Annotated in this window: 15 protein-coding genes and 1 tRNA gene; 10 read left to right on the top strand and 6 right to left on the bottom strand. The window is 70.3% G+C overall.

Annotated features, from left to right (window positions below; translation table 11 throughout):
* Positions 1 to 91: 91 nt before the first annotated feature.
* Together QFZ67_RS22935 and QFZ67_RS22930 are read right to left on the bottom strand one after the other, a co-directional pair.
* Complete coding sequence (locus QFZ67_RS22935; protein ID WP_307662955.1) at positions 92 to 2,674, bottom strand: ABC transporter permease; 2,583 nt, start codon at positions 2,672 to 2,674, stop codon at positions 92 to 94.
* Positions 2,671 to 3,459 carry an ABC transporter ATP-binding protein gene (locus tag QFZ67_RS22930; protein ID WP_307662954.1) on the bottom strand — a complete coding sequence of 263 codons (789 nt, stop codon included), beginning with the start codon at positions 3,457 to 3,459 and terminating at the stop codon, positions 2,671 to 2,673. The genes QFZ67_RS22935 and QFZ67_RS22930 overlap by 4 nt, the downstream gene beginning before the upstream one ends.
* A 371-nt stretch (positions 3,460 to 3,830) precedes the next feature.
* Here QFZ67_RS22930 and QFZ67_RS22925 point away from each other — a divergent pair, with 371 nt between their 5' ends.
* On the top strand, positions 3,831 to 5,438 hold the full coding sequence (locus QFZ67_RS22925; protein WP_307662953.1) for an MFS transporter: 1,608 nt from the start codon (positions 3,831 to 3,833) through the stop codon (positions 5,436 to 5,438).
* A gap of 80 nt (positions 5,439 to 5,518) precedes the next feature.
* Here the strand turns inward: QFZ67_RS22925 and QFZ67_RS22920 are convergent, their stop codons facing one another.
* Positions 5,519 to 6,409: a cellulose-binding protein gene (locus QFZ67_RS22920; protein WP_307662952.1), complete on the bottom strand. Its 891-nt coding sequence runs from the start codon at positions 6,407 to 6,409 to the stop codon at positions 5,519 to 5,521.
* A gap of 143 nt (positions 6,410 to 6,552) precedes the next feature.
* On the opposite strand from QFZ67_RS22920, the gene QFZ67_RS22915 reads away from it, so the two are divergent.
* A complete protein-coding gene (locus tag QFZ67_RS22915; RefSeq protein WP_307662951.1) occupies positions 6,553 to 7,803 on the top strand; it encodes an RNA-guided endonuclease TnpB family protein in 1,251 nt (416 codons plus the stop codon).
* Positions 7,804 to 7,994: 191 nt separating this feature from the next.
* Here the strand turns inward: QFZ67_RS22915 and QFZ67_RS22910 are convergent, their stop codons facing one another.
* Together QFZ67_RS22910 and QFZ67_RS22905 are read right to left on the bottom strand one after the other, a co-directional pair.
* On the bottom strand, positions 7,995 to 10,664 hold the full coding sequence (locus QFZ67_RS22910; RefSeq protein WP_307662950.1) for an SUKH-4 family immunity protein: 2,670 nt from the start codon (positions 10,662 to 10,664) through the stop codon (positions 7,995 to 7,997).
* A 7-nt stretch (positions 10,665 to 10,671) separates the two neighbouring features.
* Entirely contained in the window at positions 10,672 to 11,685 is a 1,014-nt protein-coding gene (locus tag QFZ67_RS22905) for an SMI1/KNR4 family protein (protein WP_307662949.1), read from the bottom strand.
* A 220-nt stretch (positions 11,686 to 11,905) separates the two neighbouring features.
* On the opposite strand from QFZ67_RS22905, the gene QFZ67_RS22900 reads away from it, so the two are divergent.
* The gene (locus tag QFZ67_RS22900) at positions 11,906 to 12,421 is read left to right on the top strand and encodes a YwqJ-related putative deaminase (protein WP_307662948.1); all 516 of its coding nucleotides are present in this window, start codon (positions 11,906 to 11,908) and stop codon (positions 12,419 to 12,421) included.
* 10 nt (positions 12,422 to 12,431) lie between these two features.
* A complete protein-coding gene (locus QFZ67_RS22895; protein WP_307662947.1) occupies positions 12,432 to 12,923 on the top strand; it encodes an SUKH-3 domain-containing protein in 492 nt (163 codons plus the stop codon).
* Positions 12,924 to 12,984: 61 nt separating this feature from the next.
* Here QFZ67_RS22895 and QFZ67_RS22890 read toward each other — a convergent pair whose 3' ends face one another.
* The gene (locus tag QFZ67_RS22890) at positions 12,985 to 14,322 is read right to left on the bottom strand and encodes a sensor histidine kinase (RefSeq protein WP_307662946.1); all 1,338 of its coding nucleotides are present in this window, start codon (positions 14,320 to 14,322) and stop codon (positions 12,985 to 12,987) included.
* 177 nt (positions 14,323 to 14,499) lie between these two features.
* Between QFZ67_RS22890 and QFZ67_RS22885 the strand changes: the two genes are divergently transcribed.
* The 6 genes from QFZ67_RS22885 (at position 14,500) to QFZ67_RS22860 (ending at position 19,278) form a co-directional block, all read left to right on the top strand.
* Positions 14,500 to 14,571 (top strand) — tRNA-Gln (locus QFZ67_RS22885).
* 109 nt (positions 14,572 to 14,680) lie between these two features.
* Entirely contained in the window at positions 14,681 to 16,129 is a 1,449-nt protein-coding gene (gene glmU, locus QFZ67_RS22880; RefSeq protein WP_307662945.1) for a bifunctional UDP-N-acetylglucosamine diphosphorylase/glucosamine-1-phosphate N-acetyltransferase GlmU, read from the top strand.
* Positions 16,130 to 16,238: 109 nt separating this feature from the next.
* Positions 16,239 to 17,216, top strand: coding sequence for a ribose-phosphate diphosphokinase (locus tag QFZ67_RS22875; RefSeq protein ID WP_307662944.1), 978 nt, complete (start codon positions 16,239 to 16,241; stop codon positions 17,214 to 17,216).
* A gap of 246 nt (positions 17,217 to 17,462) precedes the next feature.
* Positions 17,463 to 18,056: a 50S ribosomal protein L25/general stress protein Ctc gene (locus tag QFZ67_RS22870; protein ID WP_307662943.1), complete on the top strand. Its 594-nt coding sequence runs from the start codon at positions 17,463 to 17,465 to the stop codon at positions 18,054 to 18,056.
* A gap of 111 nt (positions 18,057 to 18,167) precedes the next feature.
* On the top strand, positions 18,168 to 18,761 hold the full coding sequence (gene pth / locus QFZ67_RS22865; RefSeq protein ID WP_307662942.1) for an aminoacyl-tRNA hydrolase: 594 nt from the start codon (positions 18,168 to 18,170) through the stop codon (positions 18,759 to 18,761).
* Between the two features lie 97 nt (positions 18,762 to 18,858).
* Positions 18,859 to 19,278: a hypothetical protein gene (locus QFZ67_RS22860; protein ID WP_307665930.1), complete on the top strand. Its 420-nt coding sequence runs from the start codon at positions 18,859 to 18,861 to the stop codon at positions 19,276 to 19,278.
* Positions 19,279 to 19,383: the final 105 nt, after the last annotated feature.

The following is a 19,383-nucleotide window of genomic DNA, read 5'->3' as shown; positions in this document are numbered from 1 at the left end:
GGAGGCATTCGCACGGGGGCACACCCCGGCCCCGGGGTGTTTGGAGGAACACCCCGGGCCGGGACCCCCTACGGTAACGCGCCGCCGCCCCCTACTCCGTGGCGATCGCGTTCAGCACGTTCATCCGGCCCGCCCTGAACGCCGGCACCAGTGCCGCGAACAGGCCCACGAACGCCGAGCCCACGAACACGGTGAGGATCGTCGGCCACGGGATCTCCAGGACCCCCAGGCCTTCCAGGGCCAGCAGCTTCTGCGCCGTTGTGCCCCAGCCCATGCCCAGGCCGAGGCCGAGCAGCGCGCCGAAGAGGGCGATGACCACCGACTCCAGGCGGATCATGCGGCGCAGCTGGCGGCGCGAGAGGCCGATGGCGCGCATCAGGCCGATCTCCCGGGTCCGCTCGACCACCGACAGGGCGAGGGTGTTCACCACGCCCAGCACCGCGACGATGATCGCGAGCGCCAGCAGGCCGTAGACGATGTTCAGCAGCTGACCGATCTGGTCCTTCAGGTCCTGCTTGAAGTCGGTCTGGTTCTGCACCTTGTACTGCGGGTACTTGGCGACCGACGCCTTGAGCGCCGCGTAGGCCTCCTTCTCCTTGCCGTCCTCCGCCTTCGCGAACATGATCAGGTTCTTGGGCATCTTGTCGGCGGGGACGTACTGCGCGGCGGTCGTGATGTTGGTGTACATCGCGCCCTTGTCGACGTTCCCGTCGTCGGAGGTGATCGCCGCGACCTTCAGCTCGGCGGTCCGGCCGTTCTTGAAGGCGACCTTGATCTTGTCGCCGACCTTCACGCCGTGCCTCTTGGCGTAGGCGTCGCCCACCGACATCGCGTTCTTCCCGTAAGCCGCCGAGAGCTCGCCCGCGACGGTCTCGCGGCGCAGATCCTGTGCGTACGTCGGGTCGGCCGCGACGATTTCCTCGTCCTCCGTCTTGCCGTCGGGGGAGGTCAGCTTCGTCTGCACGCCCTTGTAGTTGGTGACGTGCTCGATGTGCGCGGCCGACTTCAGCGCCTTCTCGACCTGCGGCATGATCGGCTGGCCCTTGCCCGACTGGACGATGAAGTCCGCGCCGACCGACCTGTCGAGCTCATCCGTCGCCGATGCGACCATCGAGGAGCCGACCACCGACAGGCACGCCACCAGGGCGAGGCCGATCATCAGGGCGGCGCCGGTCGCTCCCGTACGGCGGGGATTGCGCAGCGCGTTGCGCTCCGCGAGCCGCCCGACCGGGCCGAACATCCGCAGGACGACCGCGCTGATCACCCGGACCACGACGCCCGCGAGCAGCGGGCCGATGACCACGAAGCCGATGAGCGAGAGGACCACGCCGAGGCCGAGGAACATCGAGCCCTCGCTCGCCTTGTCGGCCTGGGTGGAGACCAGGAGCGCGGCGGCACCGGCACCCGTGAGCAGGAGGCCGATCCCGGCCCGGATCCAGCCGGCCTTGCCGTCCGCCGGCGTACCGGCGTCGCGCAGCGCGGCCATCGGGGAGACCTTGCCGGCCCGGCGGGCCGGGACATACGCGGCGACGACGGTGACGACGATGCCGAGGACGAGTCCGACCACCGGGGTGGTCCACTTCACGGTCAGGTCCTGGGTGGACAGGTGCATGCCCATGGAGCCCATGAGCTTCATCAGCCCGACGGCCAGCCCCACGCCGGCGGCGACCCCCGCGATCGAGCCGACAATGCCGAGCAGCAGCGCCTCTACGAGCACGGAGCGGTTGACCTGCTTGCGACTTGAGCCGATGGCCCGCATCAGGCCGATCTCGCGGGTGCGCTGGGCGACCAGCATCGAGAAGGTGTTGACGATCAGGAAGATGCCGACGAGGAGGGCGATCCCGGCGAAGCCGAGCATCGCGTACTTCATCACGTCGAGGAAGGAGCCGACGTCTTCGCGGCTCGCGTCGGCGGCTTCCTTCGCCGTCTGCAGCTTGAAGGGACCGCCGAGGGTCGTGGCGACGTTCTGCTTGAGCTGCTCGTCACTCACGCCCTCGGCCGCTGTGACGGAGACATGGGTGAACAGGCCGTCCTTGCCGAGCAGTTCACGCTGCGCGGTGGCGGTGTCGAAGTAGACGACGGCCGCACCCGGGTTGGTGACCTGGAAGGAGGCGATGCCGGAGATCTTGGCGGTGAAGTCGCCGGTGACGGCGATGGTGCGCAGCTCGTCACCGAGCCCCAGGCTGTGCTTCTCGGCGGTGTCGGCGTCGACCATCACCTCGGTGGGGCCGCGCGGTGCGTGGCCGGAGGTGATGTCCATCGACTTGAGCACATTCTCGGTCCAGTTGCCCGCGATCGTCGGAGCGCCGCTGCTGGAACCCATGTCCTTGTTCTTGGAGTTGACGACGGTCACGCTCATGCTGACGACCGCGCCTTCGGCGGACTTCACGCCGTCGGCCTTCGCCACCTTCTCGACGAGCGAGGCGGGCAGCGACTCGGGCTTGCCGGTCTGCGGGTTGTCGTTGTCGTCGCCGCTGTCACCCGAGCCCTTGGGGCTGACGGTGACATCGGACGCGGTCGCGGCGAAGAGCTTGTCGAATGTCGTGTTCATCGTGTCGGTGAAGACAAGCGTCCCCGACACGAAGGCCACCGACAGCAGCACCGCCACAGCGGAGAGCGCCATTCGCCCCTTGTGCGCAAAGAAGTTGCGCATCGACGTCTTCCATACAGTCACGACGTCCGCCCCCGCGCGTCGAAGTCCTTCATACGGTCGAGTACGGCGTCGGCGGTCGGCCGGAACATCTCGTCGACGATCCGGCCGTCGGCGAGGTAGAGGACCCGGTCCGCGTACGAGGCGGCCACCGGGTCGTGCGTGACCATCACGATGGTCTGGCCCAGTTCGTCGACCGAGCGGCGCAGGAAGCCCAGCACCTCGGCGCCCGCGCGGGAGTCGAGGTTTCCGGTCGGCTCGTCGCCGAAGATGATCTCGGGTCGGGCGGCGAGCGCCCTGGCCACGGCGACACGCTGCTGCTGGCCGCCGGAGAGCTGGGTGGGCCGGTGCTTGAGGCGGTCGATGAGGCCGACCGTCTCGACGACCCGGTTGAGCCAGGCGGCGTCCGGCTTGCGGCCGGCGATGTCCATGGGAAGCGTGATGTTCTCCAGGGCGTTGAGCGTCGGCAGCAGGTTGAAGGCCTGGAAGATGAAGCCGATCCGGTCCCGGCGCAGCTGCGTGAGCTTCTTGTCCTTGAGCTTGGTGATCTCGGTCTCGTCGAGGTAGATCTCGCCCGACGTGACGGTGTCGAGGCCGGCCAGGCAGTGCATCAGCGTCGACTTGCCGGACCCGGACGGGCCCATGATCGCGGTGAACTGCCCGCGGGCGATGTCGACGTCGACATGGTCGAGCGCGACGACGCGGGTCTCCCCGAAGCCGTACGCCTTGACGACCTGCCGCCCTCGCGCCGCGACGGCCGTACGCCCTCCGGTGTCCCCGTGCCGGGGAATGGTCACAGCCGTTGTCACGGTATGTCTCCTAAATCGGTGATGAGCTGGTGTCGCCGCTACGGTCCGAGTGCGGATGCGAGTACGGGTTCGAGTCTGTCGGCGGAAGCGGTCCGGCGCGCTGGTGCGCAGCGCAGTCTTGAACCGGGGGTTTTCCCCACCCCCCGGTGGTGCGGGCCTCAGCTGCGGCCGTAAGACCAAGCTAAGGAATTGATCCCCGCCACCTCGTCGTCCCCCGGGACGAACCACCCCTGGCCATTAGTAAGGAGGAGCCCCTAAGGGGACTCCACCTCCGGGTGGAACGGCACGGGTCGAGCCTGCACCCTCCCCCTGCGTGAGGCTCAAGTGAGAGGCTGTCCCGGGAAATACGTGCAGGGGGAAAGGATTCAGGGGTGAGCGCCACGGGCGGCAGTACGGGCAGCACCGGCGCCGACGGCGAGACATCCGGGGCGGCGAGTGGGTCGGTGAGCGGGGCGGCGAGCGCGGCATCGGAGGCGTCCGAGGCATCCGCGGCGTCGGAGGCATCCACTGCAACCGCCGCCCCGCGCGGCCGCCGCGGCCCGGTCGTCGCCGCCCTGATGCTCGGCATGGCGCTCGCCGCGCTGGACGGCACCATCGTCTCAACCGCCGTACCGCAGATCGTCGGCGACCTCGGCGGGTTCTCGGTCTTCTCCTGGCTCTTCTCCGGCTATCTGCTAGCCGTCACCGTCTCTCTCCCCGTCTACGGAAAGCTTTCCGACACCTTCGGCCGCAAGCCGGTACTGATCGCCGGCATCATCCTCTTCCTCGCCGGCTCGCTGCTGTGCGCCGCCGCCTGGAACATGGCCTCGCTGATCGCCTTCCGAGTCGTGCAAGGCCTGGGCGGCGGGGCGCTCCAGGGCACGGTGCAGACCATCGCCGCCGACCTCTACCCGCTCAAGGAACGCCCCAAGATCCAGGCGAAGTTGTCGACGGTGTGGGCGGTCTCGGCGGTGGCGGGCCCGGCGATCGGCGGGCTGCTCGCCGGGTACGCCGACTGGCGCTGGATCTTCCTGATCAATCTGCCGGTCGGGGCAGTGGCGTTGTGGCTGGTCGCCCGCCATCTCACCGAGCCAGTACGGGAACGGGGACCCCGCCCCCGTATCGACTGGCCCGGCGCACTGGCCGTCTTCCTCACCGGCAGCCTGCTGCTCTTCGCGCTCGTGCAGGGCGGTATCGCCTGGCCGTGGCTCTCCACCCCGTCGCTCGCGCTGCTCGGCGGCAGCGCGGTCCTCGTCGCCGTGACCGTCGTCATCGAACGGCGGGCCGCGGAGCCGATCATCCCCGGCTGGGTCTGGCGCCGCCGCACGATCGCCGCGGTCAATCTGGCGCTCGGCGCGCTGGGCCTGCTCATGGTGGCCCCGACCGTCTTCCTCCCGACGTACGCGCAGTCGGTGCTCGGCCTCGGGCCGATCGCCGCGGGATTCGTACTCTCCGTCATGACACTGAGCTGGCCGATCACCGCGGCGCTGTCGAACCGGGTCTACACACGGATCGGCTTCCGGCTCACCGCGGTCGTCGGGATCACGCTCGCGATGCTGGTCCTGCTGGCCTTCCCGCTGCTCCCCCACCCCGCCGAACCCTGGCAGCCGGCCCTGATCATGCTGCTGCTCGGCGCGGCGCTCGGCCTCTTCCAACTCCCGCTGATCGTCGGCGTCCAGTCGACGGTCCCCTGGTCGGAGCGGGGTACGACAACGGCGTCTGTCCTCTTCTGCCGCCAGGTCGGCCAGAGCGTGGGCGCGGCCCTCTTCGGGGCGATCGCGAACGGAGTGCTGGCGACTCGCCTCGGCGGCGGCGACCTCGACTCGGTGGCACGCACGCTGGCGACGGACGAGTCGGCGGACAATCTGCGGCGTGCGGTCGCGACTGCGGTCGACTATGTCTACGTGGGCGCGGCAGCGGCGGCCGGAGTCGCCCTGCTGGTCCTGGTGTTCGTCGCCCCGCGCCGCTTCCCGGTCATCGCCGACAAGCCCGAGAAGTAGCCGGCGCGTGCACTACGGCGTGCCCGAGCTTGCCCTCAGACCGCGACCGGGTCGGCCCGCACGACCGGCGTAGGGCCCGCTCAGCCCTCCGCCGCCGCGCGGCCCGTCAGGGCCGCCAGACTGTTGCTGATGTGCGCCATGTGCGCCTCCATCTCCTCCCGGGACTCCTCGTGCTCCCGCAGCAGCCGCTCCGTCTCGCGCGCGATCCGCTCCGCGGACGCCCGGGCCTCGGCGAGCAGCTCGGCGGCCCGGGCCTCCGCGTCCTCCTGGCCGTGGCGGGTGTACTCCTCCGACTCGGCGAAGATGCACTTGGCCTCCGAGAGACCGGCCTCCGCGTCAGCGGTGAGTTCGGCGTGGCGCGCGTCCAACTCGGCTGAGCAGTCTGCAAGTTCGCGCTCCACCGCCTCCCAGCGACCGGCCTGCTCCGTCTCCAGGTCGGCCAGGGCGCTCTCGGTGCGCAGACGCATCTCCTTCCACGCGGCAACCGCTTCGCCGCGCCGCTCCTTGACGTCGCGGCGGGCCTCGATGCGGATCTCGTCCGCCGTGGCCTGCGCGGCGAGGAGGGTCTGCTGGGCCCGGGTCTCGGCGTCCGCCCGTACCGAATCGGCGTGCTCGCGGGCCGCGTCGCGCGTCCGGCGGGCGGCCGCGTCGGACGCCTCGATCACCGCCTGCGCCTCGTCCTGGGACGTGGCCCGCAGTTCCTCGGACGCCTCAACGGCCAGCGCCAGCAGGCACTCGGCGCGTCGGCCGAGTGTCTCGTACGTCGGCGGTGCGAGCGCCGCGACCCTCTCGCGCAGGCCGGCCGCCTCCGCCTCCATCTCTCTGGCGAGGACGGTGAGGCGCGCGGCGCGTTCCCAGGCGTCGTCGCGGTCCTGGGACAGGGAGGTGACGTAGGCGTCGGTCTCCTTCAGCGGGTAGCCACGCCCACGTACGGCGACGAAGCCGTGAGGTGACACCGATGCAGCACTCATCCCAATCTCCTTGCGGGTAAACCCCCGGTTTCAGCCGGGGCGGGAAACGCATCCTTGGCCCGGAGCCGCGAAGCGGCGGTGTGTCGTTGCATCTCTGTTCTGACGCTTCGACCTCTCACCAACTGGCCTATAGTTTGTGAGATATGAAGACCGAGTATGTGAAGCGGGCGTTCAAGTACCGCTTCCACCCGACCGATGCGCAGGCAGCCGAGCTGTCGCGCACGTTCGGGTGCGTGCGCAAGGTCTACAACTTGGCGCTGGAGGCCCGTACCACGGCGTGGTTCGGCGAGCAGCGGCGCGTGAACTACAACGAGACCTCGGCCATGCTCACCGCGTGGAAGAAGACCCGGGAACTGGCCTTTCTGTCCGAGGTGTCGTCGGTTCCGTTGCAGCAGACGCTTCGTCACCTGCAACACGGGTTCTCGAACTTCTTCGAGGGACGGGCGAAGTATCCACGGTTCAAGTCGAAGAAGAAGACGCGCCGCTCCGCGGAATACACCCGCTCCGCGTTCAAGTACCGGGACGGTCAGTTGACGCTGGCCAAGATGGACGGCCCGCTGGCGATCGCGTGGTCGCGTCCCCTCCCGGAGGGTGCTGAGCCGTCTACGGTCACCATGTCGCAGGACAGCGCCGGGCGCTGGTTCGTGTCCATGCTGTGTGAGGACCCCGGCGTCCAGCCGCTCCCCGCCACGGATACGGCAGTGGGGATCGACGCCGGGATCGCCACCCTCGTGACGCTCTCCACCGGGGAGAAGATCGCCAACCCCCGGCATGAGCGCAAGGACCGCGCCCGGCTCGTCAAGACCCAGCGTGTGCTGGCGAAGAAGGAGAAGGGCTCCGCGAACCGGGCCAAGGCCCGGCGCAAGGTCGCCAAGGTGCACGCCCGGATCGCCGACCGCCGCAGGGACTTCCTGCACAAGCTCACCACTCGACTCGTTCGTGAAAACCAAACGATCGTGGTCGAGGACCTGACCGTACGCAACATGGTCAAGAACCACACCCTGGCCCGCGCGATCTCGGACGCGGCCTGGACCGACATGCGCTCCATGCTGGAGTACAAGTGCGCCTGGTACGGACGGAACCTGGTCGCCATCGACCGCTGGTTCCCCTCCTCCAAGCTGTGCTCCGAATGCGGCACCATCCGAGACACGCTGCCCCTGAACGTCCGGACATGGACATGCGACTGCGGAACAGTCCACGACCGGGACGTGAACGCAGCGAAGAACATACTGGCCGCCGGGCTGGCGGTGACAGTCTGTGGAGACGGTGTAAGACCTCAACGGAGCACTCCTGAGAGGCAACTGTCAGCGAAGCAGAAAGCCCAACCCGCAAGGGAAGGAATCCACCCCCGCCAGGGGGTGGAGGATGTCAACCTTCAAGCCTCTCTCGAGTGACAGACAATGACAGACATCGTGATTTGCGCACATCCTGCTGGATCGGACTGAAGTACTCATAACGCAACACTCCACCTCACCACGCTCAGAAATGCGCCATTTGGTGAAAGAAGTCGGAGTCGAGTGCAAACGGAGGGGCGCCCGGTCTGCCGCAGCAGACCGGGCGCCCCGGTGATTCGTCGTGTACGGCGTTACAGCAGTCCGTCCCACATCTGCTCGACCAGCACCGACCACCAGCTCTCCGGCGACGCCAGCGCCGCCGGGTCCAGCGCGGCGAGCTGCGCCTGGAAGTCCACCGTCCAGCGGCCGGCCTGCTCAGGGTTGAGCCCGAAGCGCAGCCGCCACATCCGGCCGAGCAGCGCCAGGCAGCGGGTGAATTCCGGCAGCCCGCTGTTCACGAACTGCGGCGCCACCGGCTGACCGCCCGGACCCGCCTCCACCGGCACCGCCACGATGTGCGCCGTGCCGTACTGGACGCAGATCGCGCGGCCGAAGTCGCTGCCCACCACGAGGTACGAACCCGCGTCGGCGGCGGGCTGGATCTGCCGCTGTGCCGCGAGCTCCGCGAGCGTCGGGACGACGGGCTGGGCCGGCTGCGCCCAGAAGAACGGGTTGAAGTCGCCCGGCAGCCCCGCCCACACCAGCGTGGCCGCGACAATTTCCGGCACTCCCTGACGCGAGACGGCCCGCTGGTCGAACCGGCAGATGCCCTGCGGCCCGAACGCGCCCACCAGTTCCTGCGCGATCCCCTCCGGGGGGATCGGCGGGGCCGGCGCCACCTGCGGCAACGGCGCCCGCACCGGCGCGGGCCGCGCCGGGCCGTCCGCGACCTGGTGCAACTCGCCCTGGTGGGTGAGCAAATGCTGCATGCCCTGCTGCCGGCTGGCGTGATCCCTGCCGTACGGAGCGACGGAGGTGATCCGCACCTGCGGCCAGGTCTCCCGGATCATCCGCGCGCAGTAGGCGCCGGGCAGCTCGCACGACTCCAGCTCGGTGTGCAGCTCCAGCACCTGCTGCGGCGGCACGTTCATGGCGCGCAGCTCATGCAGGATCTGCCACTCCGGGTGCGGAGTGCCGGGCGCCGAGCGGCGGATCAGCTGGGCCTCGGAGCCGTCGGGCGCGCGGTAGCGCAGCACGGCCTGGTAGCCGGGGCCGACGGTCGGCATGCCGGACGGCGGCTGCTGCGGATAGCCGTACGCGGGTGGCTGCGGCGCATGCGGTACGGGACCACCGGGCGGCGGGCCGGGAGGCGCACCGGGCGGGCCGGGGGGCTGCGGCGCAGCGGGGCCCGTCTGGGCGGGTCCGGCGAGCATCGTCGCGGCATGGTGCACGCCACCACCGGGCGGACCAGGGGGCGTCGGCGCACCGGGCGGACCCGGAGGCTGCGGCGCACCGGGGCCGCCCATCTGGCTCGGATCGGCCAGCATCGTCGCGGCATGGTGCACGCCGCCACCGGGCGGCGGCGTGCCACCAGGAGGGCCGGGCGGACCAGGAGGCTGCGGAGCCCCAGGCGGACCGGGGGGCTGCGGAGCCCCAGGCGGACCGGGGGGCTGCGGCGCACCGGGGCCCGTCTGGGCGGGTCCGGCGAGCATCGTCGCGGCATGATGCACGCCACCACCGGGCGGACCAGGGGGCGTCGGCGCACCAGGCGGACCCGGAGGCGTCGGAGCAGCACCGGGCGCACCGGGCGGGCCGGGCGGCTGCGGTCCCTCCGAACCCAGCTGCGAGACGAGCTGCGTCGGCAGATAGCCGGCCGCCGGAGCACCGGGAGCACCCGGCCCCGACGGCGGCGGCGTCGCCCCCGGCCGTGCGCCCGGAGTGCCGGGAGCGCCGGGCGGCGGCGGAGTCGTCGGACCGCTTCCGCGCGAGCCACGCGGCGGCAGGACCGCCTTGCTCGTCGCCGCGTCGGCGATGTCGGCCGCACCCGGACCGGCAGGTCCCCCAGGCTGCTGGTTCAGCGCCGGGGCGACCGCGGTCCGCGGCAACTGGCTGCCGCCAGACATCAGCGCGGTCGGCGCATCCGCGCCCACCGCGGGCGACGGGGTGTCTTCGTCGTCGGCACCGGAGATCGGCGGCGCGAACACCGTGGCCGGCAGCGGCACGGACGCGTCGTCCGACCCCGCGGCGTTGGTGTCCGTCCACGCGGCGGCCCCGGACGGCGTGGAGGGCACACCGTCGGATGCCGTCGGCTCGTAGTCGCCGCCACCGGCGCTGGGCCACAGCGACCCGCCCTGCGAGGCGTCGCCGCCCGAGGACCCGGCGGCGGGCCACGCCGACCCGGAGGCGGACGAACTCCCGCCCGCCTGCGACGCGTTGGGGCCGGTGGCATCCGAAGCGGCAGCGGGGGCCGACCAGTCGGCCCCGGAAGACGGCGCGCCCGCAGCCGCCGGTTCCGGCGAACCCGAACCCGAACCCGAACCCGAAGCCGCCGCGCCGGACTCCGGCGACCGCCGGTCCGGGATCCCCAGCTTGTCCGCCGCCTCCTGGAGCCACTCCGGCGGGCTCAACAAGAACGACGTCTGATTCAGGTCGATGCGCTGCGGCGGCTCCGGCGCGGCGGCGACCTCTTCCTGGATCCCGTACTCCTCCTCGTACCGGCGGATCACCTCACCCACCGGCAGCCCCGGCCACAGCGTCGCCTCACCGCTGTCGCGGGCGATCACCAGCCGCTGCTGCCCGCCAGTCGAACGGGCGCCTCCGCCAGAGCCTTCGGCCTGGGAGGTACCCCCATCGCGGTCCTCCGCCCAGACCACAAAGCCCAGCTCGAACTCCCGCACCCGCACCTCACGGTGCTGATACGCGGGCACATCGCCGTTGACCCACTCTTCCGCGCGCTCCTGCGCCTGCGCGAAGGTCACCATCGGACCGTCACCCCTCGTCCGAGATCGGGACGGCTTGCGCGAAGCCGCCGTCCACCATCAGGTTCGCCACGGTCTCCAGCTCCGGCGGATTGCCCGCCAGGCGCTGCAGAAAACCGTCGAAGTCGTCGCCGCACGGCAGCAGCAGCCGCTCCACGCGCTCCTGCACGCTCCAGCCGTCCTGGTCCCGTGCGTCGTCGTACGCGCAGAACCACACCGAGCCGACAGCCGAGCCCTTGACCTTCACCGCCAGGATCCCGCCCTGGACGAACGCGACGCCCAGGTAGTCCTTGGTCAGATGGTCCCGCAGGCACTTGTTGACGTACACCAGGTCATTGACCCCGGCCTCGTCCCGCACCGTGAAGAACGGCTGGTCGACCAGCAGCCCCAACTCGGCGTCGAGCGCCGCCCCGACCGGCGCGCAGCCGCCCGCCGCCTTGAGGAAGGAGCGGTAGGCGCCCGGCAGCCGATAACCCAAGTCCTCCTCGACGCCGAGCAGTTGCTGCTCAGTCACCGACACCACGCCCTTGGGCAGGCCGAAGTGCGCGGGCCGGGTCTCCTGGAGCGGCCGGGTGCCCCGCTTGCTCTGGTCCACCGGCGTCGTCGCCAGTCCGCCGTGATGCCGCAGCAGCGCCTTCACCTCGACCGGGACCAGCTCGAGACGGCGGGTGCCCGGCACGTGGTGCCAGGTCCAGCCGTGCGGCGTGGCGACCGCGGGAATCGTGGCCCACAGCGCATGGCCGTCGGCGTGCAACGCCGCATTCGCCGATACGTAGTCGGTGAGCCGCAGTTCGTCGACGCCGAAGCCCTCCGGGGGCTCGGCAATCTGCGCGGCGGCACGCGCGTACGGCGAAAAGTCCGGAAAGCCGTTCTCGTCCACGCGCACACCTCTAGGGTGGCGGGAGGCCCGGACCGGATCCGGGAAGTTCACGACCTGCCCGGCGTAGGCCGCGTTAGGTGGCGCGGTTTGTCCCCCGGCCTGGGGGCCGGGAGGTGCCCCCAGCCCTTGCCGACCTGTCGTCATGGCGGTATGCCCCCTGCTGCGTTCCGGCTGGTTCAGGACAGCCTATGCGGTGGGGCAGTAGGGAGAACCGACGCTCCGGTTCCGTCACGAACAGTCACAGTCGAGTGACCGTTTGCCGACGGGTCGACACGTTTCAGTGCCCCAGCTTCCGCACCCCCCGCCCCATTTGGCAGGCTGTCCCCGCAACTCGGGGGATTGCAGGGGAGGGGACGACAGCACCATGCACACAGCGCAACCAAGTACGTCTGGCACCTCAGGTGATCCACGCCTCAGTTGGAGCAGCACCGAGCCCCACTGCCCGCCCGCCCTGAACCACCGCCGCGACGGCATCCTGCCCGCCGTCGCCGCAGCCCTCTCCGTCCGCGGCGAGACCCTCACCTGCACCGCGGGAAAGGGCGACCAGCCGCCCGTACTTCACGCGCTCGTACAGGATTTCCTCGATACCCTCACCAGCGGCCAGCGCGAACGCTTCACCGGCCGCTGCCCCGAGGCGATCCTGCTCTCGCGCCATCTCACCGCCGCCGAGTCGCAGCGCTCGAAGCGGGCGCAGCGCAAGCCGCTGACCCACAGCGAGGCGCGGCGCACACTCAAACAGTCGAAACTGACCGCACGCCGGATCCGAGAGGACGGCGACCCGCTGCACGGCAGCTACGCACCGCCCTGCCGTTCCTGTACGGCGATGCTCGACCACTTCGGGGTACGCCCCGTCGACCCGACCGCACCCGAGAACGGCTGAACCCGCACCGATGCCCGACCACCTCAGCACCACCCGGTTCCCGGTCGCGGTCGACGCCGCCCTGCGCGAGGCGGGGTGGCAGCCCGGCCGCTGGGACATCAAGCTGGCCGAGCACTGGGCGGACACGCTGCGCGCGTACGCCTCGCCGGCCGGCCACCGGCACGCGGTGTTCCCCGCGGCCGTCGAGGCCTGGGCGGAATTCGGCGGACTGCGCGTCGCGGCCCCCGGCCCCGGCCGGCAGACGGCCCCCACGCCCGTGCGCTTCGACCCGCTGGCCGGGCTCCACCTCGCCCGTACCCTCGCCGATCTGGGGCGCGCGCTGGACACCGAGATCTCCCCGCTCGGGGAGGAGGGCGACAGCCAGGCGGTACTGGCGATCGACGTCGAGGGACGGGTCTACAGCCTCGACCACACCGGCGACTGGTACCTCGGCCCGGACATCGACCATGCGCTCGCCACGCTGGTCACGGGCGCCCAGCCGCCACGGCTCACGCTCGGCTGAGCCCAGGGCCGACCGGAGCCTACGGGGCCGACCGGGGCCGATCAGTACAGGCCAGTACGGGTCAGAACTGCTGCTCGCCGTGCCCGTCCCGGTCCGGCAGCACCGCCGACACCCGGAAGCCGCCCACGTCGGTCGGCCCCGACACGAACACCCCGCCCAGCGCAAGCACCCGCTCCCGCATCCCCACCAGGCCGTTGCCGCCGCTCGGCAGCCGCGCGGCCGCTGCCGCACCGTCGGCGTCCGGAGCGCCGTTCTCCACCTGCATGGCGACCTCGGCCCCGCGGTGCGCGAGCCGCACCATCACCTTCGCCCCGGCCGCGTGCTTGTGGACGTTCGTCAGAGCCTCCTGGACCACGCGGTACGCGGTCTGCTCGACCTCCGGCGCGTACTCCCGTCCCTCGCCCTGGACCACGAGCTCGACCACCATCCCCGCCTGCCGCGACTGGCCGACCAGACCCTCCAAGTCGGCGAGACACGGCCCGTCCTCGGCGGCGGCGGCCGCCGCGGCGGCCGCGGCGACCCCCACCGCGGCCAGCGGCACCGGCTTCGCAGCCCGCTGCTCGTCGTCGCCCGCCCGCAGCACGCCGAGCATCTCGCGCAGCTCGGTCAGCGCCTGCCGGCCCATGTCCCCCACCAGCGCGGCGTTCTTCACGGCCTTCTGCGGATCCTTGAGCGCCACCGCCTGCAGCGCGGCCGAGTGCACCACCATCAGGCTCACCCGGTGCGCCACGACGTCGTGCATCTCCCGCGCGATCCGGGTCCGCTCCTCCGTACGCGCCCACTGGGCCCGCTGCTCGGCCCGGTCGGCCAGCAGCGACAGCTCCTGCTCCAGGCTGTCCGCGCGCTCCCGCAGGCTCTCCATCAGCCGGCGTCTGGCCCCTATGTAGAGACCGAGCAGCACCGGCGGCGCGGTCAGGCCGAGCGACATGAAGCCCGCCATCGTCGGTACGTACCAGGCGCCGGGCGCCGGATCGAAGTCCGCGGACTGCACCTCCTGGCGTACCCGCACGAACGACACGATCAGCGTCGCGGCCAGCGACATCCCGGCGAGCGTCGCGGTGATCCGGCGCGGCACCTCGGACGCGGCGAGCGTATAGAGCCCGACGATGCCCATCAAAAAGCCCATCTCGGCGGGCATGATCGCGATCGACACCAGCACCACGGCGATCGGCCACCGCCGCCGCAGCACCAGCACGGACCCGACGACCAGCCCGAACAGCACCCCGACGGGCACGGGAATGGCGGCCCTGTCCGCGAACCCCACACCCTCCAGAGCGCACTCGATGGCGGAGACGATCCCGAGCCCCACGTCCAACGCGACACTGCGCCGCCGTCTCCACCACAGCCAGCCACGGGCGGTCGTGCCCGTGCCGTCCTGGTGTTCCCCCGTTGTGGTCATGCCTTCCAGCCTACGGGCGGGTGCGACTCATTTTCCGGGGAGTGCGGGGCAGCTTCTGTGGGGAGTGCGGGGCAGCCTGAGGACAAGTACCGTCGCACCGAGGGCGGGTGGTACGGCATAGTGTGGGGTGCCCAGTCGGCAGCCCGGGGGTAATGTCCGGAATGATCGACTCAGCTATCCCCTGTGGTGTAATTGGCAGCACAGTGGCTTTTGGTGCCATTAGTCCGGGTTCGAGTCCTGGCGGGGGAGCCTCTTGCATCGGGTTCTGACTCTCATTGTCAGGACCCGCCCTTATTTCACTCCTGAAACCCCCCGGTATCCTTCGGATGTCCACCACCCGAAGCCGAAGGGCATTCCCGTGAGCGCCAACCGCCCGGCAGCCGTCGTCGTCCTCGCAGCGGGTGAGGGCACCCGCATGAAGTCGAAGACCCCCAAGGTCCTGCACGAAATCTGCGGGCGCTCGCTCGTCGGACACGTCGTCTCCGCCGCTCGCGAGCTGGACCCCGAGCACCTCGTCGTCGTCGTCGGCCACGCCAGTGAGCAGGTCAAGGGACATCTCGCCGAGCAGTACGCCGGCACCCGCACCGCCTACCAGGCTGAGCAGAACGGCACCGGGCACGCCGTCCGGATGGCCCTCGAAGAGCTCGGCCAGACCCCCGAGGGAACCGTCGTCGTCGTGTGCGGCGACACTCCCCTGCTCTCCGGCGAGACGCTCACCGCGCTCGCCGCGACGCACGCCGCCGACGGCAACGCCGTCACCGTGCTGACCGCCGAGGTCCCCGACTCCACCGGCTACGGCCGGATCGTGCGGGACAGCGTCACCGGCGCCGTCACCGCGATCGTCGAGCACAAGGACGCCACCGAGGAGCAGCGCGCGATCCGGGAGATCAACTCCGGGGTCTTCGCCTTCGACGGCCAGCTGCTCGCGGACGCGCTCGGCAAGGTGCGTACGGACAACAGCCAGGGCGAGGAGTACCTCACCGACGTCCTCGGCATCCTGCGCGAGGCCGGTCACCGGGTCGGCGCGTCCGTCGCCGGTGACCACCGGGAGATCCTGGGCATCAACAACCGCGTACAGCTGGCCGAGGCGCGCAAGCTGCTCAACGAGCGCCTCCTGGAGCGGGCGATGATGGCCGGTGTCACGGTCGTCGACCCGGCGTCGGTGCTCGTGGACGTGACGGTGACGTTCGAGCCGGACGCGATCGTGCACCCCGGGACGCAGCTGCTGGGCGCGACCCATCTCGCCGAGGGCGCGGAGGTCGGCCCCAACTCACGGCTCAAAGACACCACGGTCGGCGCGGGCGCGCGGGTGGACAACACGGTGGCGGACACCGCGGAGATCGGGGAGTCGGCGTCGGTCGGCCCGTACGCGTATCTGCGTCCCGGCACCCGGCTCGGCCTGAAGGCCAAGGCCGGTACGTACGTGGAGATGAAGAACGCCACGATCGGCGAGGGCACGAAGGTGCCGCATCTCTCCTACGTCGGCGACGCGACGATCGGCGAGTACACGAACATCGGCGCCGCGAGCGTGTTCGTGAACTACGACGGCGAGACCAAGCACCACACCACGATCGGCTCGCACTGCAAGACCGGCTCGGACAACATGTTTGTGGCTCCCGTCACGATCGGGGACGGCGCGTACACCGCGGCGGGCTCGGTCATCACCAAGGATGTACCGGCGGGTTCGCTGGCCGTCGCCCGCGGCCAGCAGCGGAATATCGAGGGTTGGGTGGCTCGGAAGCGCCCCGGAAGCGCCGCCGCGCAAGCGGCGCAGGTGGCAACGGAACCGGTCGCCGACGGGAACTGACCGGAAACGGGTGCGTCGATCTCGGCGTACCGTGATACGTGCACACAAATTCGGCTGGCTCACGCTCAGTACGCCCGTGGCCAGAGAACACGTCTGAGGAGACAGTGCTGTGACCGGGATCAAGACGACCGGCGAGAAGAAGCTGATGCTCTTCTCCGGCCGCGCCCACCCCGAGCTGGCCGAGGAGGTCGCACACCAGCTGGGTGTCGGCCTGGTGCCGACGAAGGCCTTCGACTTCGCGAACGGCGAGATCTACGTCCGCTTCCAGGAGTCGGCCCGCGGTGCGGACTGCTTCCTGATGCAGAGCCACACGGCTCCCATCAATAAGTGGATCATGGAGCAGCTGATCATGATCGACGCTCTGAAGCGGGCCTCCGCCCGGAGCATCACCGTGATCATCCCGTCGTACGGCTACGCCCGTCAGGACAAGAAGCACCGTGGCCGCGAGCCGATCTCGGCCCGGCTGATCGCCGACCTGCTGAAGACCGCGGGCGCCGACCGCATCCTCACGGTCGATCTGCACACCGACCAGATCCAGGGCTTCTTCGACGGCCCGGTGGACCACCTCTCCGCGCTGCCGGTGCTCGCCGACTACGTGGGCGCGAAGGTTGACCGCAACAAGCTCACCGTCGTCTCCCCCGACGCCGGCCGGGTGCGCGTCGCCGACCGCTGGTGCGACCGGCTCGACGCCCCGCTGGCGATCGTCCACAAGCGCCGCGACAAGGACGTCGCCAACCAGGTGACCGTCCACGAGGTCGTGGGTGAGGTCGAGGGCCGCGTCTGCATCCTCGTCGACGACATGATCGACACCGGTGGCACCATCTGCGCCGCCGCGGACGCGCTGTTCGCGCACGGCGCGGAGGACGTGATCGTGACGGCGACGCACGGCATCCTGTCCGGCCCGGCCGCGGACCGTCTGAAGAACTCCAAGGTGAGCGAGTTCGTGTTCACGAACACGCTGCCCGACCCGGGCGACCTGGAGCTCGACAAGATCACGGTGCTGTCGATCGCGCCGACGATCGCGCGTGCGGTGCGTGAGGTGTTCGAGGACGGTTCGGTGACGAGCCTCTTCGAGGAGCAGGGCTAAAGGACGTACGAGAAAGGGCCGTTCCCGCCGGGAGCGGCCCTTTCTCATGTCCTGCCGGTGGCTGGGCTCGGGACCTCTTGATCGAATTGGGTGGCTCGGGGCACTCCGAGTAGACTGTCCAAGTTGCTCGGCGAGGGAGGCCGCACTTTTCGGTGCGGCGGTCCGTTATCGACGCGCTCTTCGTAGCAGGCCTGTCGTGGCCGGGTGACCGCCACCAGAGTTTTTTCTGCAATACGAGGAGTGCACATGTCCGAGGTGAAGCTCGCCGCCGAGATCCGTACCGAGTTCGGCAAGGGTGCGGCCCGTCGCGTCCGCCGCGAGAACAAGGTTCCCGGTGTTCTGTACGGTCACGGCTCCAACCCGGTCCACATCACGCTGCCGGGCCACGAGCTGCTGCTCGCCCTGCGTACGTCCAACGTTCTGCTCTCCCTGGACATCGAGGGCAAGACCGAGCTGGCCATCCCGAAGGCCGTGCAGCGCGACGCGATCAAGGGCTTTCTGGAGCACGTCGACCTGCTCATCGTGAAGCGCGGCGAGAAGGTCAACGTCGAGATCCCCGTGCACACCGAGGGCGAGCTGGCCCCGGGTGCGTACCTGGTCGAGCACGTGCTGAACGCCCTGCCGGTCGAGGCCGAGGCCACGCACATCCCCGAGTCCGTCACGGTCTCCATCGCGGGCCTGGCTGCCGGTGACTCCATCCTCGCCAAGGACGTGCCGCTGCCGTCCGGCACGACCCTGGCCGTCGAGGACGACACCGTCGTCGTGCAGGTCCTGGCCGCGCAGGCCGAGGAGCCGACCGGCGAGGCCGAGGCCGAGGGTGAAGAGGCCGCCGAGGCCTGAGCCGTAAGCTCTGCCTGAGCTTGGCTTGACGGGGTGGCGGGCTGCGGCCCGCCACCCCGTTTCCTCTGGGTACCAATGCCCTTACGCCTTACGCGAGGAGACGCAGCGCAGATGTCCGAGGTGAACAGCCCCTGGCTCATCGTGGGCCTCGGCAATCCCGGGCCCGACTACGCCGCGAACCGGCACAACGTCGGGTTCATGGTCGCCGACCTGCTCGCGGAGCGCATCGGCGGCAAGTTCAAGCGCGCGCAGAAGGCGCAGGCGCAGGTCGTGGAGGGCCGGATCGGCGCGCCCGGTCCTGAGAACCGGCGGGTGATCCTCGCCAAGCCGATGTCGTACATGAATCTGTCCGGCGGCCCGGTCAGCTCGCTGCGCGACTTCTACAAGGTGCCGGTCTCCAACATCGTCGCGATCCACGACGAGCTGGACATCGACTACGGCATGCTGCGGCTGAAGCTGGGCGGCGGCGACAACGGGCACAACGGCCTGAAGTCCATGACCAAGGCGATGGGCGCGGACTATCACCGGGTGCGGTTCGGGATCGGCCGCCCGCCGGGCCGGATGCAGGTCGCGGACTTCGTACTGAAGGACTTCTCGTCCACCGAACGCAAGGAATTTGGCTACCTGGTGGACCGGGCGGCGGACTCGGTGGAGTGCCTGGTGACCGAGGGCCTGGAGCGGGCGCAAAGTACGTACAACTCCTGATAAGGCCGGGCCATAGGTTGACCGAGCGCGGTCGCATGGCCAAGGATCGCGCGTTGTGAACCGGACTCGTTTGCTCCTCTACGGCCGCCGGGCGGCCATGGCCTGTGTTGCCGCGCTGCTACTGGTGGCCGGTTTCTGGTCGTCGTGGGGCACGGCCCAGCACGTCCTGCTCGCGAAGGGCCGGGAACACGGCACGCTCACGGTCACCGGCTGCGGCGAGGACACCTGCACAGGACCGTACGACCCGGAGGGCTCGGCCGCGCCCCGCACAGGTATGACGATCGAGAAGTCGATCGCCGTGAAGAAGGGCGCGAAGCTCCAGGTGGTGGTGAAGCCGGGCACGGCGGAAGTGGTCCGCACCGGCACGGCGGGCGCCCTTCACGCCTGGCTTCCGTTCGGCGGCGCACTGCTCCTCGCCGCCCTTGTCATCGGCGGCGGCCTCAGACTGACCCGGCTCGCCTGGGCGACGGCGGCGGCGGGCGGCGGGCTGCTGGTGGGAGCGTTCTTCGCACTCTGAGCCCGGACTCCCGGAGCCCCAACCCGCTTGCCGGAACGGCGCATTCACCTGATCGTTATCCAGGACTATCGGGACAAGTGTCGACTCTTGGTGCAGATGCGTCAC

Origin of the sequence: Streptomyces sp. V1I1, assembly GCF_030817355.1 — a bacterium.
GTDB lineage: Bacteria > Actinomycetota > Actinomycetes > Streptomycetales > Streptomycetaceae > Streptomyces.
Note: the sequence above shows the minus strand (reverse complement) of the source record. Positions and strands in the feature narration are given on the sequence as shown.